A 15,364-nucleotide genomic window follows, 5' to 3' on the forward strand; every position below is an offset into this window, starting at 1 on the left:
AAATAATAAATTGGTGGCTCTTGTATGAAAGATTCAGAAAAGGTTGTTTTAATCACCGGTGGTGCGAACGGGATTGGTTTGGCGGCGGCGAGAGCGTTTTTACAACAGGGGGCTAAGGTGATGATCGCCGATCTCGATCAAGACGCCTTGGAATCCGCCCGCGAATCTTTGCACAGCGATCAATTGAAGAGCTGTCGGGTGGATGTTACTGACGCCGCCAGCAATGACGCCATGGTACGAGCCTGCGTCGATGCTTTAGGGCGTATTGATGTTTTTATCGCCAACGCGGGAATTGAAGGTCGCATCGGTTCCATCGAAGATTCTTCAGTCGAAAATTTTGATGCAGTCATGGCAGTAAATGTTCGTGGGGCCTGGCTCGGGCTACACTATGTCATTCCTGTTATGAAGTCGAACGGTGGCGGCAGTATCATCATTACGTCATCGGGCGCCGGGGTCCAGGGTTCCCCCATGTTGGCTCCCTACAACACGAGTAAGCATGCTGTCATCGGTTTGATGCGTTGTGCGGCTAAAGAAGTGGCTCCACACGGCATCCGTGTTAATACGGTCAATCCAGGCATGATCGAAACGCGTATGGCAAAGTCCATCGAAGTCGGCTTTGGGGGCACTGAGGAGGCCAATCCCATGAAGGAGGCGGTGCTCGGTACTACGCCCATGGGGCGCTATGGTTCGCCGGAAGAAGTGGCCAATATCATGCTGTTTCTCGCCAGTGAACAAGCCAGTTATTGTACCGGTGGGGTATATATGGTGGATGGCGGTCAATCGAGCTAGGGAACCCAGATATTGTTACCCGTGCTATTTCCGCCAATATAAATAAGAATCGGTTGAACGTTATACGCCTGATTTAAATTCGCTATTATGGCTAAAACGACGTTGGTGGAGGTCAGAAAATGGTGGGGCAGGTGGATAGCCGAACAGCAATATTGCTTGATGAATTGGCCAGAGTGGATGGTGCTACCCCAGCTTCCGCAGTTAAACACCGCCGCATGGCGGAGCGGCCTTTTCTGTTTTTTCGTGGATCCGCGTCATTATATTATCGAGACATCGCCGCTGATCATCCGTTGATTTCATCGTCACTCCTGGCGCTGCCGCTCACTGGTGTGATGGGAGATTGCCACGTTTCCAACTTTGGTTTCTTAACCGAGGCAGGATCTTTTGGTGATCGAGTGATTTTTTCACCCAATGATTTTGATGATGCTTGTGTCGGTCACGCGGTGTGGGATCTGCTGAGGTTTTGTATCAGTGTTGTTCTGACGGGCGAGGAGTGTCGAGCTCTTGCTGACGAGTCCCATGGTGATTCACTTCTCTCGAGCGTCACCATAGAAGACGATTGTGCGGCAATGCGAGTTTTTTTGTCCGCCTATACCGACCAGTGTCGAGCGGTCATTGATGATCAAGATGTGCAGGATTCTGCGTTGGAGTCCTTTCCTGAGTCCCATATGTTGTACAAGCCCTGGCGCAAAGCGAAGCGCCGAGCTTATGGTGGAAAACACTTTGACAGCAAAAGTGCGCTGGCGAAGGCGGTCGATCTCCAGGCGTTTCCGCTGCAGTTTCGTCCTCGAGAATCCCGCTTTCGCCGCCTCTGTGCAGATCGGGTGGGGCAACTGGAAACGGCATTCGCGCCTTATCTGGATGATCGAATTGTCGATGTTGTCGAACGTTTAAACGCGGGGACAGGGTCTATCAATATGAGCCGTTTTTACTTTCTGGTTGGCCCTAATGCGAGGCCATCGGCAGATAGCCTGGGATGGTTTCATATTGTGGAGGTAAAACAGCAGCGCCAGGCGGCACCTCTGGCATTCTTTTCAGATTTGAGTCCCAATAACCGGTTGAATCCTGCCCATCTGACCGCGGTTTGTCAGCGGCGTATGCAGCGGCGTCCTGATTTGGTGCTTGATGAAGCGGAATGGGAGGGGGCACATTGGTTGATTCGCTCTCGTCATCATGCCCGGGTGAGTCTTGACCCGGAAGACATCGGTCTTCATGAAGAGGATGCGGCAAAGGCGTTTCGTGACTATGCGAGTGCCTGTGGTGCAGCTTTGGCGTTAGCACACAGTCGTGGAGACCGGCGCTCGGTGGCTTTCGAGCAGGGGGTGGTTGATTGTCTGCCAGATCAGTTTGATGCAATCATTGCGTCTGCAAAACACTATGCGCGTGTCGTTGCTGAGGATTGTGAGCGCCTGCGGGCATCCCTGCCAAGCTGAGGCGTCCTGTTAACCGTTAAACCGATACGGCGTTGGCGAAAGCCGGATCTGACCAGTGGTTGTCCGCTTCTGCGATGGCCAGATTTTCGATGCAGTGTGTTAAGGATTCGCAGGCAATGGTATCCAGCTCATTTTTGGCTGCGGTTTGAACGCCGCGGGCGACCGAGTGGGCCAGGCGTTCACCGATGACAGCATAGGCTTTCCAATGTACCGCGAGATCTTTGGTCGCAACCAGAGCATGGCAGATGTAGATAGCTGGCGTGTCCAGGAAGGCTTTGCGCAAGGTCTGTGGCTCTGCCCAGAGAACCCGACGGCGAAAGTCTTCGATAAGTTCGTGAAGGTTTGCTTCTGGGGCTGATTCTAACGCTACCCGCTCAGGTAGTGTTGGGGTTGCCGCCGGATCTGCGACGGGGGTTCGCGGAGTCGCTGTAGCAGCGACCTCTTCGTAGCGGGTCAGCAGTTCCTGTAATTTGATCATGGCGACGTTTTCCTGATTCCAAACTCTTTGAAAGCGACCTCCGGATGCCAAAGCGTGTGCCCTGAAACCCGCTTGATGCGCTATTTCCCACAGCATAGAGATCTTGATCGTCGGTTGCTGGAACCAGTTCACGCTTAGCCACAGAAGTCAGTGTTGCGGAAATGGAAAAAGGCGTTGCGAAAATCGCTATCCCCAAAAGCCGGTCATCGCGTTAGTCTGCGCGGGTTTACGGTGATTTTTCGCGCGATGGGATTGGCCCGTTGGCCGAGCTCGATTGAACACTTCGAAAATAAAAAACTGTTACAAATCAATTGGGTATGGTCATATTTAGGCGTTATGCCTGATGTTTGCCGAAATGGGATAGTCGTCACCAATACGAGCCCCTGCAAAAGCCTGAATACCAATAAAAATCAAAGGAGCGAGAGTCATGCATGAACCTGTTTCATCCCTGTTGAGCAAACCACGGGCGCCCGCAGAAGCTGCCACCGTCGGGGGAGCGGCTCCGCAAGAAGAGGTGAGTTTCAGTGGCCAGCCGGTGGGTGGCTATTTTAGTCCGCTCGGGGCGGAAGTTTCCGTCACGGATTGCGAGGTCGAAGGAAACATACCCGAAGATCTGCAGGGTGGTTTTTATGCCACAGGCCCTGATCCTCAGTATCCACTGGCGCCTGGTAACATTCCGTTCGATGGCGAGGGGCATGTTCGCCTGTTTCGAATTCACAATGGGCGGGTCGATTATCGTACCCGATTCGCTCGCACAGAAAGGTACAACGCCCAGGATGAAGCGCGTCGGCCGCTGATGCCCATGTATCGTAATCCAGAACTGGATGACCCTAGTGTCAAAGGCCTCAGTCGCAGCACCGCCAACACCCACGTGCTCAATCACAAGCATATGATTCTGGCGCTCAAGGAAGACAGCCCTGCGACAGCACTGGATATGAATACCTTGGAAACCATCGATCCAGTGTATACATTTGAGGATCAGCTACCACGGACACAGCCGTTTACAGCACACCCAAAAATATGTTCAACCACGGGCAATATTGTCGGATTTGGCTATGAAGCCAAAGGATTTGGCAGCGATGTGGTGGCTTTGTTTGAAATCGACACCCAAGGAAAAAAAGTTTGGGGGGTGGATATACAGGTTCCCTATGTGGGATTGCTGCACGACTTTGCCATTACTGAACACCATATCTTGCTGTTTGTTATTCCTATTGGAATTGATCACGAACAGATGGCTCGAGGGGGGATTCATTGGTCCTGGCAAAGCGACAAAAAGACCTACCTGGGAATCTTGCGGCGCTATGGGGATGGTAAAGACGTTCGCTGGGTTGAAGGGCCAACCCGCAGTGGCACCCATACTATGGGCGCTTTTGAAGATGGCAATAAGGTTTATGTGGATATGGAAATCAGCGAAAAGAATCCATTTCCGTTTATTCCCAATCAGGATGGCAGTCCTTGGGATCCCATTGCAGGTTCCAGTTACATCCATCGACTGAGCTTGAACATCAGCGGGACAAATAAAGGGTACGGGATTGAGAAGCTCTATCCGTTGCGGATGCCCTTGCCGCGCCAGGATGATCGCTATAATTCGATGCCGTATCGCTATGGGTTTGGCGCCTGCCCCGATCCGGACGTACCCAACCCGATGGTTGCTGGAAATTGCTACAGTCGCGTAGATCATCAAACGCAGACTTATACGTTATGGAATGCGGGCAATCGAGTTTCTCTCGCAGAGCCGGTCTTTGCGCCGAAACATGCTGACGCACCAGAAGGCGCTGGCTACTTGCTAGGAACCGCCTACTATCGCGACGAAAATCTGCGGTCCGACCTGTTAATTTTTGATGCTGAGTGTATCAATGAAGGTCCCATTGCCAAGGTGAAACTGCCGGTGCAGGCGTCTCCTCAAGTGCATGGATGGTGGGTAAGGGAAGATCAGTATCCTGTCGCTTGATCTATTCTCCTCAAGCCTGGCTGCGGCTTGAAAGGCTGCGGTGCAGGCTTATCGTCAGAGGGGCGCTCTATTCTTGCCGAAATCTTGCCGGTATGGTTTTCGTCGAAATCTGCTGGATATTGCGTGTTTTGTAGTATTTTTCATGTTATAAAAATTTTGACGCGGAGCTTGAATGTGTCGCCCATGTCATAACCTTTGACCATCATCGACGACCTTCAGGTTTAAAGCGATACCAACCGCCATGACGTCTCTGGGTGAATACGACTATATAATTGCCGGCGCAGGAGCGGCCGGATGTGTACTGGCGAATCGCCTTTCTGCAGACCCGCGTAATTCTGTTCTTCTGGTCGAAGCCGGAGAAAAAATCCGAAGTCGCCGGACTCAAATGCCGGCCGGTTACCTCTATGGCATAAACCATCCGAAAACCGATTGGTGTTTTCACACTCAGCCCGAACCTGGACTCAATGGCCGTTCGATACGTTATGCCAGAGGTAAAGGATTAGGTGGCAGCACTCTGATCAATACCATGCTTTATGTCCGCGGTCAGCAGCGTGACTATGATGAGTGGGCGACATTAATCCGAGATTCGGGTTGGAGTTGGGCGTCCGTGCTGCCGCATTTTCGTGCTGTAGAAAATCATCATGGTGGTCGCAACGATTACCACGGTGTGGATGGCGAATGGCGGGTTGAGCGACAGCGGTTGCGGTGGGAGGTGCTCGATCGTTTTGCGGCTGCCGCCGTCGAGGCAGGCATCCCGAGTGTGCAGGATTTTAACTGTGGCGATAATCTCGGGGTCGGCCAGTTCGAAGTCAATCAACGGCGAGGGCATCGCTGGAGTGCGGAGCAAGCCTTCCTTGATCCGATTCGTAAGCGTTCCAATTTAACCATTGTAACCGGCATGCTGATTCGCAAGATTCTCTTTGAAGGACGGCGTGCTCGCGGTCTTTTGTTAGATCCTGTGGGCAAAGGACATGCCGTGACGGCCTCCTGCCGTGGCGAGGTCATCGTAGCGGCCGGTGCGCTGGGATCCCCCGGCATTTTGCAGCGCTCGGGCATTGGTGATCCAGAATCGCTACGGTCGCTTGGCATCGAGGTGGTTGCACCTTTGCCTGGCGTGGGGCAAAACCTGCAAGACCACTTGCAGCTGCGCAGTGTGTTTCGTGTACAGGGGGTGCCCACGCTGAATCAGCAGGTCCATAGCGTCTTAGGCAAAACTCGAATGGGCTTGGAATACCTTTTACTGAGGCGTGGGCCTTTGACTATGGCTCCTGGGCTGCTGGGTCTCTTTGCCTGTTCTTCGCCTACGGAAACCAGTCCGGATCTCGAGTTCCAAGTTCAGCCTTTGTCGATGGATACCCTTGGCGATCCCCTACATCGTTTTCCGGCGTTTACCGCGAGCGTTTACAATTTGCGACCAAAATCGCGGGGCAGTGTGATGATTTCTGATCTTGAATCCGATACGCCACCCCACATTGCGCCCGCGTATTTGTCGCATCCTGAAGATCGTCGCAAAGCGATACAGGCGCTAAGGCTTACGCGGAAAATCGTGCGCCAGCCAGCGCTGGCGAAATGTCAGCCTCTAGAATTTCTGCCAGGGGGCGATGTGCGCTCAGACGATGATTTGTTGGCGGCCGCTGGCGACATAGGCACCACCATTTTTCATCCTGTGGGTACCTGCAAAATGGGACGGCTAGAAGACTTCACGTCGGTAACGGACAATTGCCTACGGGTTAAGGGCGTTGCCAATTGCCGTGTTATCGATGCTTCTGTAATGCCGACGATCACCTCTGGCAACACCTGTTCCCCGACGATTGTGATCGCTGCACGCGGCGCAGATTTAGTTCTGCGAGATCGTTTTTTACTCGGTTGACCGTGTTGTAAGCCCAGTTTCTAAGGTTTGGGTAAGGCTATGAACTGTGTCTGTCATTAATTACGAGTCCACCAAGCAGGTTTTGGTGACGGTCAAGGGACATCCCTATCAGCGGGATGACTTTGCGAAACTCTTAGAGAGTTTATCGGGGGTGGCGTATTCCGTTGTTGAGCAGCCTGCGTGTCAGGCACTGTTTCAGTCGCACAACATCCAGCAGTACGATGCCCTTGTCGCTTACGACATGCCGGGCATCAATTTTGCGACACAGCCTCCGCAACTGGTGGCGCCCTCCGAAGCCTACAAAAACGATTTTCTTAGGATGTTGGATAACGGCAAGGGCGTGGTTTTTTTGCATCACAGCATTGCTGCCTGGCCACTCTGGCCGGAATACGCTGACATCGTTGGTGGACGCTTTTGGTATTTGCCTCAGATTCATAAAGGGCGTCACTACGCCGATGGAGGGTATCGCCATGATACCGAGCATCGCGTATCGGTATTAGCGGACCATCCTCTTACCGCAGGTATTCCTGAGCAGTTTGCACTTACCGATGAACTTTACCTGTATGACGTTTTTGATGATGGCAAGCTGGCATTGCTTGAATCCGATTTTCCATTTGCCCCCAATCAATTTTATTCGGCGACAGAAGCGGTGTCGGGCCGCATGTACAGTCGTGAAAACTGGCAGCGAGAAGGGGGTTCTTCTCTGGTTGGGTGGGTTAAACACTATCGTAACAGCCCCATTGTTTATCTGCAGATGGGGGATGGTCCGACCGCTTATCAGCACCCCACGTTCCGCAAGCTTTTAAGCAACGCTCTGCACTGGGTCATGAGTCCTGAAGCCCATGCTTGGGCACGCCAACGTCACCAGTTATCAGACCCTGGCAGGTGACGTCTGGCTCTTGTTAAGAAGACGTTAAAAGGTTTCGTTTTCACACGATGAAATGATACTCTCGCGCGCCTGAGTCGGTCACTGAGGTTGCTTAGTCGCCGTTGTCGATTTTGCTGACGACTCATCTCGATTTTCTCCCCGAAACGACTATGTTTGAAAGAGCGGTTGCAACCGCTCAGAGAATGTCTTTGTCCTCATCTGGTGACCACTCACGGGCATACCCAGTTTGCCCTGCCGGATACATCATTTAAATTAACGCGATTCAAGGAAATATTGTGCAAGCTGCACTACGTTCTATTGCAGCCCTTTTGTTGGGGGTTGCGATTTTGGTGGCCGGCAACGGGTTGTTGGGTATGCTGGTACCGGTCCGGGCCGGGCTGGAAGATTTCGCCACCACGGCAATTGGCCTTCTGTCGAGCGCATTTTCGCTCGGTTATGTGTTCAGCTGTTATTGCACTCCGGTGATGGTTCAGCGAGTCGGCCACATTAGAACCTTTGCCGTGTTGGCTGCCTTGGGTTCATCAATGGTGCTGTTGATGGGCTTGTTTGTGCATCCGGTCACCTGGATAGTGATTCGAGTCATCGGCGGCTTCTGTATGGCCGGGCTCTACATGGTGATCGAGAGCTGGCTGAGCGAGCGTTCCTCAAATGAGAATCGTGGCCAAATATTTGCCGTCTACATGATGATCAATCTTTTTGCAGCGATGGCGGGGCAGCTGTCTTTGCCTTTGGGCGATCCTTCCAGCCACGTGCTGTTTGTGGTGACCGGCATTGCGATTCTGCTGGCGTTGGTGCCGGTAAGTCTGACCACGTCCGCGGCACCCGCGCCAATTGTCAACGTCAAATTACGTCTTATGCGGCTATATCGCATGTCCCCGGTTGGGATTGTCGGTTGTTTCTTTGTCGGTATGGCGAATGGTGCATATTCTGGATTAGGAGCGGTCTATGCTCACCAGGCTGGCTTCACCATGTTTCAAGTTGCCTTATTTATGAGCGCGAGTCTGGTGGGCGGGGTGCTCGCCCAAGTGCCTATCGGGCGTGTATCTGACCGAGTGGATCGGCGCGGTGTCATTGTGGCCGTTTGTGCGTGTGCGATTCTGGTGGCACTGCCTCTGGCGATGGCGGGTGGTATAAACGGAGGCGTGTCTCTGGAGTTTTCCCCCATGTCGCTGATTATTTTGAGCGGTGTTATTGGTTGTTTTATTTACACCATGTACGCACTCTGTGTTGCCAACACCAATGACCAAATTTCTCCAGAAGATTTTGTCGAGGCGAGCAGTGCGCTGCTCTTGATGTACGGTCTCGGTGCCACTCTCGGCCCCTTTCTGGCGGCAATGCTTATGCAGACGGTCGGTGCTGGAGCTCTGTTTGTATTTACGACGGCTGTACATCTTTTGCTGATGATTTTTGTTTTGCATCGGATGAGTGTGCGGGAAACCGTGCCGCCGGAAGAAAGAGAGCTTTTTATTCAAACGGCCGCGCAACGCTCTACGCCTGCGGCAATTGCTATGGATCCCCGCGCTTCGCACGAGGATGAACCCGAGCATATGGAGCTGATGGAAGAGCGGGTCTGAATCCATTTCCGCCGGTTATGGAGGCGTAACACAACCTCCATTCCGGCAGTGCCGCCAACAGATGTTTTGAACATACGTCGGTGTTGCAGGTCGGACAAATGTTCGTCGCTGTTTCCTGCTTAAGCCGTGTAGAATGCGTCACCGCACTGTCGTTGACAGTCCATCAATAACAGGTTGTTCTTTTTGTGTTTGGCAAAACCTTTCTCTGCTATCTCTTTGCGCGCGTCTGTTTGAGTCTCGCCTCTACCGTTCTTTCGGTGACGATCGGCTGGCATCTATATCAGGCTACGGGCGATCCTTTCGATTTGGCGTTGGTCGGTCTGATGCAGATTCTGCCGATCATTGGCCTGTTTATTGTCACTGGCTGGGTGGTTGATAACGTCTCTCGCAAGAAGGTGCTGGTGATTTGTGCCGCCGCTCAGATGGCCGTGTTTGCCGGTTTGGCACTGGTTATGATGGATGGCACGGTTGAGCCGGTCTGGGTGTATGGGCTGCTCTTCGTCAACGGTTGTGCCCGCGCATTTAATGGGCCGGCTCTGCAAGCGGTGTTACCCAATATTGTTGCGCGCGATCAGTTGTCCAGTGCGGTTGCATTCACCAGTACCGCCTGGACGGCGGCGATGACAGCTGGGCCATTTGTCGCAGGACTTTTAATCAAGGTTTTGGATTTCCATACCTACGGGTTGTTAGCCCTTCTCGCGTTTGCCTGCATGCTGTCTTTGCTGGGATTGCCAACGTTGAGGGTTGCAGAGAAGTCACAGCGTGGCGGCCAGGAACTCCTGCAGGGGATCCGATTTGTACTGGCTAATCCCATCGTCATGCCAAGCATTACTTTGGATCTGTTCATTGTGTTGTGCGGCAGCGTTGTGGCATTGCTGCCAGTATTTGCCGTTGATGTTCTTAATGGCGGGCCTGAGGTATTGGGCTTGTTACGCGCCATGCCGGCGCTGGGGGCTGTGGTGGCTGGTGCAATATTGACCCGGTTGCCTGATCTGCGCGCTTCTGGGCAGCGGCTTTTTGTTGCCCTGATGATTTTCTGTGGTTCGATATTACTGTTCGCCCTGTCGCACACCCTTTGGCTGAGTTTGTTGGCCCTGTTTATTTATGGGGCCTCTGATATGGTCAGCGTCAATATTCGTTCAACTCTGATTCAAATCGCGACGCCCGATGACTTGCGGGGCAGGGTGAGCGCGGTCAACTCCCTGTTCATCGCCTCATCGAACGATCTTGGGGACTTCCGAGCGGGTGCGCTTGCTGCGGCAATAGGGGCTGTGCCGGCGGTGCTTACCGGTGCAGGCTTAGCGTTTGTGGTGACCATTGCCGGGTGGTGGCGCTATCCGACCCTAAGGCGATTGGATCGTCTCCAGGACGCTGAATATATGGAAGTGGCAAATCGAGACTGACCTGGCATTCCGTTTAGGAATGCCAATCATAAAATTAATTCCTTTTACATATGGGAAAGATGGGCGCATCCTTCGCATCCTTGTGATGTATGGGAAGGTCGTTTTATGTGGGTTGTTATTACACTTTTTGCTGCAGCCTGTCAGTCTGCGCGGACGGCTTACCAAAATTCTCTGGCCCGTGAGAGCGGTTTTCTACACGCCACGATGGCCAGATCTCTATACGGTTTACCGTTGGTCAGCCTCTATTTGCTGATCTGCTTTCTGTGTCTGGGGCCGGTGTCTTTGGCCGATTCAAAAAGATTCTTTATTACCGCCAGTGTCTGCGCCATTGCCCAGGTAATGGCGACCTATCTGATGTTGCGGGTGTTTGAGTCGGGGAGTTTCGCGCTGGGCGTTTTACTCGCTAAGACGGAAGCGGTACTGGCGGCATTGGTGGGGCTGGTCATTGCCGGGTATTTGCTGTCGTTTACTGCCTGGTTGGGGGTCGCCGTAGGAATGGCCGGAGCTTTGGTGATGAGTGTGGATTTTAATAATCTGCGTGGTATGCACAAAGATAAATCGCTCATTTTCGGCCTGGGCAGCGGTTTGTGCTTTGCGGTGACGTCCGTTACCGCATCTATGGCCAGTCATTCACTGGAGGGATCCATCTTCGTCTGCGCTGGTGTGACTTTGTGCTACGTCTTGACATTGCAGTCGTTGATTTTGTGCGGTCTACAGGTGATTAAAAGCGGTGATCCTCTGGTCTTTTTAAAGGGATCCCGGTCGTTGAACATCAAAGTTGGCGTGCTAAGTTCTCTGGGGTCTATTGGCTGGTTTACCGGGTTTGCGCTGGTGAATCCGGCCTTGGTGAAAACCCTGGGCCAGGTCGAAATTCTGGGGACCTTATATTACTCTCGTGTTCGCTTTGCCGAACGAATGACCGCCCAGCAATGGGTGGGCGGTGCGCTGATTCTGTTGAGCGTCATTCTTGTCACGGTGGCGACCGTTTAGCGAGCCATGGCGCGCAATCCCTGAAGGATACTGCCTGTTACCAAGCCTGAGTCGACGTTTAGGCGCCAGGAATCGACCATTGTCGTCATGGAATGCGATGTAGGTTTGGGCGATGAGGTGAGCTTGCCTTGGTCGGCATTCTTACGTTGAGCGAGCGCCTGCCAGTCGCGCATGTGTGTCAAGAGTTTCACCGGTCCGCGAGCATCAGTGACGGTAATCCCTTCTGAAAATCCGCGATGTCCATCCAATCCCAGTTTACGAGCTTTTAATTTGGAAATGAGTGGATCGCCAGGGCGGTGTACTTTCAGATTGCCAAAGGGGTCTGCCATATAAAGAGGAAGCTGCCACTGCTTAACCAGGCGAGTGTCGCCTGTTGAAAAGTACTTGCGTGACCAGTGCTCCGCCCCATGGGTATGCCAAAACGCCCGCAAGTGATAACCCTTTAGGCCAATCAGCCGCGTACTGGCCTGGCCGCTAAAGCGTTCTCCGGGCGTCACTGTATAAATAAAGTAGCCTTCCTCTGCATGTTGCAAAATGGTGCCAATAAATTCCCTGTCTTCAGAAATTGAAATCGGATTGAAAAAGTTCCCTGCGGCAATCGCCGCCGCGTCAGCGGTTGGGTGGGGCGTTGGTACGATCAATTGTGCCTGCACATTCATGGCGATTAGCCAGATGAATGCAACCCAAGCAATCGGTAAGCGGTATCGGCTAGGGCGATAAAAATGACTCGGGTTTGTCCATTGTTGGAGCAGCGATTGGAGCGGGATGTTCAACATGAGACTTCCTCCTTGACCTGTGTCCTGTGGCGGTGTGAGGAGTCTCGTTTTTCGGGGTCAGCGGCGCCTGATGGAAGTCGGTGGTATAGTCACGATAAACTTAAAGATCATAAACAAAGCTTCGGAAACCTTCGGAAAACCTTCGCGACAAAACAATAACACCCTATAAATCATGCATTTATGATAAATTGGTGGCTGTTTTGACATTGTGTGGATTTCTGTGACCTGGTGGCGGCAAATGGAACAGTCGGAACTTGAATCAGGCTTTTATCTTGGGGATTGGTTGGTCGAACCACTGGCTGGCGCTTTCTCTCGGGGTGAAGCTCGCTATCATGTTGAGCCCAAATTGATGGACGTTCTGCTCTGTCTGGCGTTAAAACCTGGTGAAACGGTGTCTCGTGAAGCTCTTCTGGCGGACGCCTGGCCTGGGGTTGTGGTCAGTGAAGAGGTGCTGACCCGAGCCATTTCCGAATTGCGCAGTCTGTTGCAAGATACGGCCAGAGAGAAGCGGTATATCCGCACGCTACCCAAGCGGGGATATGCGCTAATTATGCCGGTTCGTCCCCTGGAGGTTGCCGGCGCTGACTCGGTATCACTAGCGCAAACCGCCCAGAGTACGTCCAGTAACATGGCCGGTGAGCATTCGGCGACGCAAGCTCAAGCTGCGATATCCAGCACCAAAGCCTCGGAACCAGAACCGGTTGATCACAGCAATAAAACGGCCTCAGGTACGCCTTTTCCTAAAGTGGTTTTAGCCGGTTCAACCAAAGTCGCCCTCGGCGGCGTGAACTTTGTATCACGGACCTTGAGAACGCTGTGGCGCTTTGTTTTCTTCTTTGTCATGGCTATTGGCGCATTGGTGACTTTCGGTATCACTGCGGCGATTTTATTTCAGGGTGATGATGGCATTCGTGTTATGCACGAGGATGGAACGGAAGAGTCCTTGTCGGAGGCTTTGCGGCGCTTGCAAAAGGCCAGCGGAGCAGAGGCCATGCCAGAACAATCTAAGACCCTTGCGGTACTGCCCTTTGCCAACTTGAGTGGCGATGATCAACAGGATTATGTCGTCGATGGGGTTGCAGAGGATATTCGCAATGCGTTGATCCAGATTCCCAATCTGAAGGTAGTCGCCAGAACATCATCTTTGGTCTTTAAAGATAAAGCGATAGATGTTCGAGAAATCGGGCGCCAACTAGGCGCTGATGTACTACTCGAAGGGACCGTTCGTACCCAGGGGCGTCAGGTGCGGGTAACCGTCCAGCTCACCGACGCTGAAACTGGACACCCTCTGTGGGCTGACAGCTTTAACCGCGATATGTCCGATGTATTTATGATCCAAGAGGATATCGCCGAGGAGGTCAGCAAAAATTTGGAGTTACAGTTAAGCGCTGATTTTAGTGAGCCTGCCCCTATGAATCCGGAGGCCTATCGCCATTATGTGCAGGGGCGCCATTTGTGGCATCAACGTACCGAACGGTCACTCAATGCGGCCGAGCAACAGTTTCAGGAGGCCATTGTCATTCAGCCAGATCTTGCTCTGGCATGGTCAGGTTTGGCTGACACCTATAGCCTTTCTTATCAATATGCGCATCTGCCACTACAAGATTCTGTTCGTAAGGCCATGGACGCGTCTAATCGGGCGTTGGAGTTAGGCCCCCAATTGGCAGAGGCGCATGCCTCCAAGGGGTTGGTATATTCCATTTCTATGGATATACCATCGGCGCGTCAATCTTTTGAGCGCGCTGTTCAATTAAAGCCCTCGTATTCCATGGCGCGTATGTGGTTGGGAACAACATTTCTCGAAGAGAGAAAGTTAAACGACGCCTTTAACCAATACAGTCGCGCTCTGGATAATGATCCCCTACATCCATCGATTCAGACGAATTTTCTTACCGCATTAAAATTACAAGGACGCTATAACGAAGCCAATCAATTGGGCAATCAGTTTTTTGAGCAATCCCGTGATGAAAGGCTGATTCAGCAAATACTCGACAGCTATTTTACAACTGGGCAGTACGATAAAGCGTTTGATTTCTTGCTGTTGCATAACTTCTCGGGAGAAGACAAAAAGAACTTTGCCGCATACAGCGTCAGTATGGCGCTGCTACGTTTGGGGAATTTGTCCCAAGCGGAAAGGCTCATTGAGCACCAGGTGGCGGTGTTTTCAGATTTGGAGTCTGTGCAGATTGATATGACCCGAGCGCTGGTTCAGAAGCGCTACGATCTGGTCGATGATATCGCCAAGCGTCTCGCGACTATTTCTATAACGGACATCCACGATAAACAAGTTGCCTGTGAAAATTACAATAAATCGAACAGGGCGAGGAGCTTGTATTGGCAAGGGCTTGGAGCTTATGGGCGGTCTGATTTTGAGTTAGCAGGCCGCCTTATGGAAGAGGCAAAAAAACTGGGTGGGCTGTGCTGGGGAGATCCAGATATAGAGTTATCACTGGATTTGTATCGTGCTGATATTGCTGGAAGGTTGGGGCAAGAAGCGGACAAGCAAGCTATTTTGAGTGAGGTTGATAGCAGTATCCGTGACCTTCACAGCGCTGGATGGGGCCACGTAGCTCTGCAGCTTTCTGAAGTCATGCTCCATATTATTAAAGGGGATGCGGAGCAGGCTCGGAGCCTGGTTGATGACTTGGAAGGCGATGACATTCAGATAATGGTTACCGGTGCCGTCGACCCAATGTTTCAGCGGTATTTGGAGGATCCTGGTATCAGCGAGATCTTTGACGATTCCAACCAAGACTATATTGAGCTGCAGCATCGAACAAAACAGAGAATGCTCGCCAAAATTGGCATTTAAAACACTGTTTTGCGGGTGTGGGCATTGGCTGGAAGCCAAAGTGTAGACTGCGTCACAAAACGCAGATGTCCTCGCGATCTCCCTGCAGTCTGCTTGGTTTTGTCTATACTCGTGTAAACAGCACGCTGTGAGTTGGTGCGACGTAAATCATGCAGGTCGCGCCAGACAGAGGTCCATTGGGGGATAGCGAGAGATATCTATAACTGAGAGGGATTCACTCTAAGTTATAAGGAATAACATTCTAACGATAGGGATCAGATTCTCGAGTTTTACAGTGACATTGGTGACGATAGATTTAACCCTAGGGTCGATCGGCATAGGTGTTCTTGTCTTCCGCCTTATGACGTCGCTCTGTCTCAGTGGTGCTAACGAGTAACTAACGGAACGGAATTTGGCCGC

General features: G+C 52.2%; 11 protein-coding genes. 9 read left to right on the top strand and 2 right to left on the bottom strand.

What is annotated here, in order from left to right:
- Window positions 1-24: 24 nt before the first annotated feature.
- Complete coding sequence (locus ACXAFR_RS16085) at window positions 25-789, top strand: SDR family NAD(P)-dependent oxidoreductase (RefSeq protein WP_475178665.1); 765 nt, start codon at window positions 25-27, stop codon at window positions 787-789.
- A gap of 131 nt (window positions 790-920) precedes the next feature.
- Window positions 921-2,222: a DUF2252 family protein gene (locus tag ACXAFR_RS16090; RefSeq protein WP_475178667.1), complete on the top strand. Its 1,302-nt coding sequence runs from the start codon at window positions 921-923 to the stop codon at window positions 2,220-2,222.
- A 16-nt stretch (window positions 2,223-2,238) separates the two neighbouring features.
- Here ACXAFR_RS16090 and ACXAFR_RS16095 read toward each other — a convergent pair whose 3' ends face one another.
- Window positions 2,239-2,700: a hypothetical protein gene (locus ACXAFR_RS16095; protein ID WP_475178668.1), complete on the bottom strand. Its 462-nt coding sequence runs from the start codon at window positions 2,698-2,700 to the stop codon at window positions 2,239-2,241.
- 427 nt (window positions 2,701-3,127) lie between these two features.
- On the opposite strand from ACXAFR_RS16095, the gene ACXAFR_RS16100 reads away from it, so the two are divergent.
- The 6 genes from ACXAFR_RS16100 (at window position 3,128) to ACXAFR_RS16125 (ending at window position 11,377) form a co-directional block, all read left to right on the top strand.
- Entirely contained in the window at window positions 3,128-4,651 is a 1,524-nt protein-coding gene (locus tag ACXAFR_RS16100) for a carotenoid oxygenase family protein (protein ID WP_475178669.1), read from the top strand.
- 241 nt (window positions 4,652-4,892) lie between these two features.
- Window positions 4,893-6,521, top strand: coding sequence for a GMC family oxidoreductase (locus ACXAFR_RS16105; protein ID WP_475178671.1), 1,629 nt, complete (start codon window positions 4,893-4,895; stop codon window positions 6,519-6,521).
- 46 nt (window positions 6,522-6,567) lie between these two features.
- Window positions 6,568-7,410, top strand: coding sequence for a ThuA domain-containing protein (locus tag ACXAFR_RS16110; RefSeq protein ID WP_475178672.1), 843 nt, complete (start codon window positions 6,568-6,570; stop codon window positions 7,408-7,410).
- A 275-nt stretch (window positions 7,411-7,685) separates the two neighbouring features.
- Window positions 7,686-8,984, top strand: coding sequence for an MFS transporter (locus tag ACXAFR_RS16115; protein ID WP_475178673.1), 1,299 nt, complete (start codon window positions 7,686-7,688; stop codon window positions 8,982-8,984).
- A 185-nt stretch (window positions 8,985-9,169) separates the two neighbouring features.
- Window positions 9,170-10,387 (top strand): MFS transporter, encoded by a 1,218-nt coding sequence (locus ACXAFR_RS16120; RefSeq protein ID WP_475178675.1) that lies wholly within the window; start codon window positions 9,170-9,172, stop codon window positions 10,385-10,387.
- A gap of 105 nt (window positions 10,388-10,492) precedes the next feature.
- The gene (locus tag ACXAFR_RS16125) at window positions 10,493-11,377 is read left to right on the top strand and encodes an EamA family transporter (protein WP_475178677.1); all 885 of its coding nucleotides are present in this window, start codon (window positions 10,493-10,495) and stop codon (window positions 11,375-11,377) included.
- Here ACXAFR_RS16125 and ACXAFR_RS16130 read toward each other — a convergent pair.
- A complete protein-coding gene (locus ACXAFR_RS16130; RefSeq protein WP_475178678.1) occupies window positions 11,374-12,153 on the bottom strand; it encodes a DUF4329 domain-containing protein in 780 nt (259 codons plus the stop codon). The genes ACXAFR_RS16125 and ACXAFR_RS16130 overlap by 4 nt on opposite strands.
- 238 nt (window positions 12,154-12,391) lie before the next feature.
- On the opposite strand from ACXAFR_RS16130, the gene ACXAFR_RS16135 reads away from it, so the two are divergent.
- Complete coding sequence (locus ACXAFR_RS16135) at window positions 12,392-14,965, top strand: winged helix-turn-helix domain-containing protein (RefSeq protein ID WP_475178679.1); 2,574 nt, start codon at window positions 12,392-12,394, stop codon at window positions 14,963-14,965.
- Window positions 14,966-15,364: the final 399 nt, after the last annotated feature.

It is taken from the genome of Pseudomaricurvus sp. ABR4_320, from assembly GCF_056159445.1.

Excerpts from the sequence above, each read along its gene's own strand:
- ACXAFR_RS16085 (WP_475178665.1), top strand. The coding sequence starts at position 25 with ATGAAAGATTCAGAAAAGGTTGTTTTAATCACCGGTGGTGCGAACGGG.
- ACXAFR_RS16095 (WP_475178668.1), bottom strand. The coding sequence starts at position 2,700 with ATGATCAAATTACAGGAACTGCTGACCCGCTACGAAGAGGTCGCTGCT.
- ACXAFR_RS16100 (WP_475178669.1), top strand. The coding sequence starts at position 3,128 with ATGCATGAACCTGTTTCATCCCTGTTGAGCAAACCACGGGCGCCCGCA.
- ACXAFR_RS16105 (WP_475178671.1), top strand. The coding sequence starts at position 4,893 with ATGACGTCTCTGGGTGAATACGACTATATAATTGCCGGCGCAGGAGCG.
- ACXAFR_RS16125 (WP_475178677.1), top strand. The coding sequence starts at position 10,493 with ATGTGGGTTGTTATTACACTTTTTGCTGCAGCCTGTCAGTCTGCGCGG.
- ACXAFR_RS16130 (WP_475178678.1), bottom strand. The coding sequence starts at position 12,153 with ATGTTGAACATCCCGCTCCAATCGCTGCTCCAACAATGGACAAACCCG.
- ACXAFR_RS16135 (WP_475178679.1), top strand. The coding sequence starts at position 12,392 with ATGGAACAGTCGGAACTTGAATCAGGCTTTTATCTTGGGGATTGGTTG.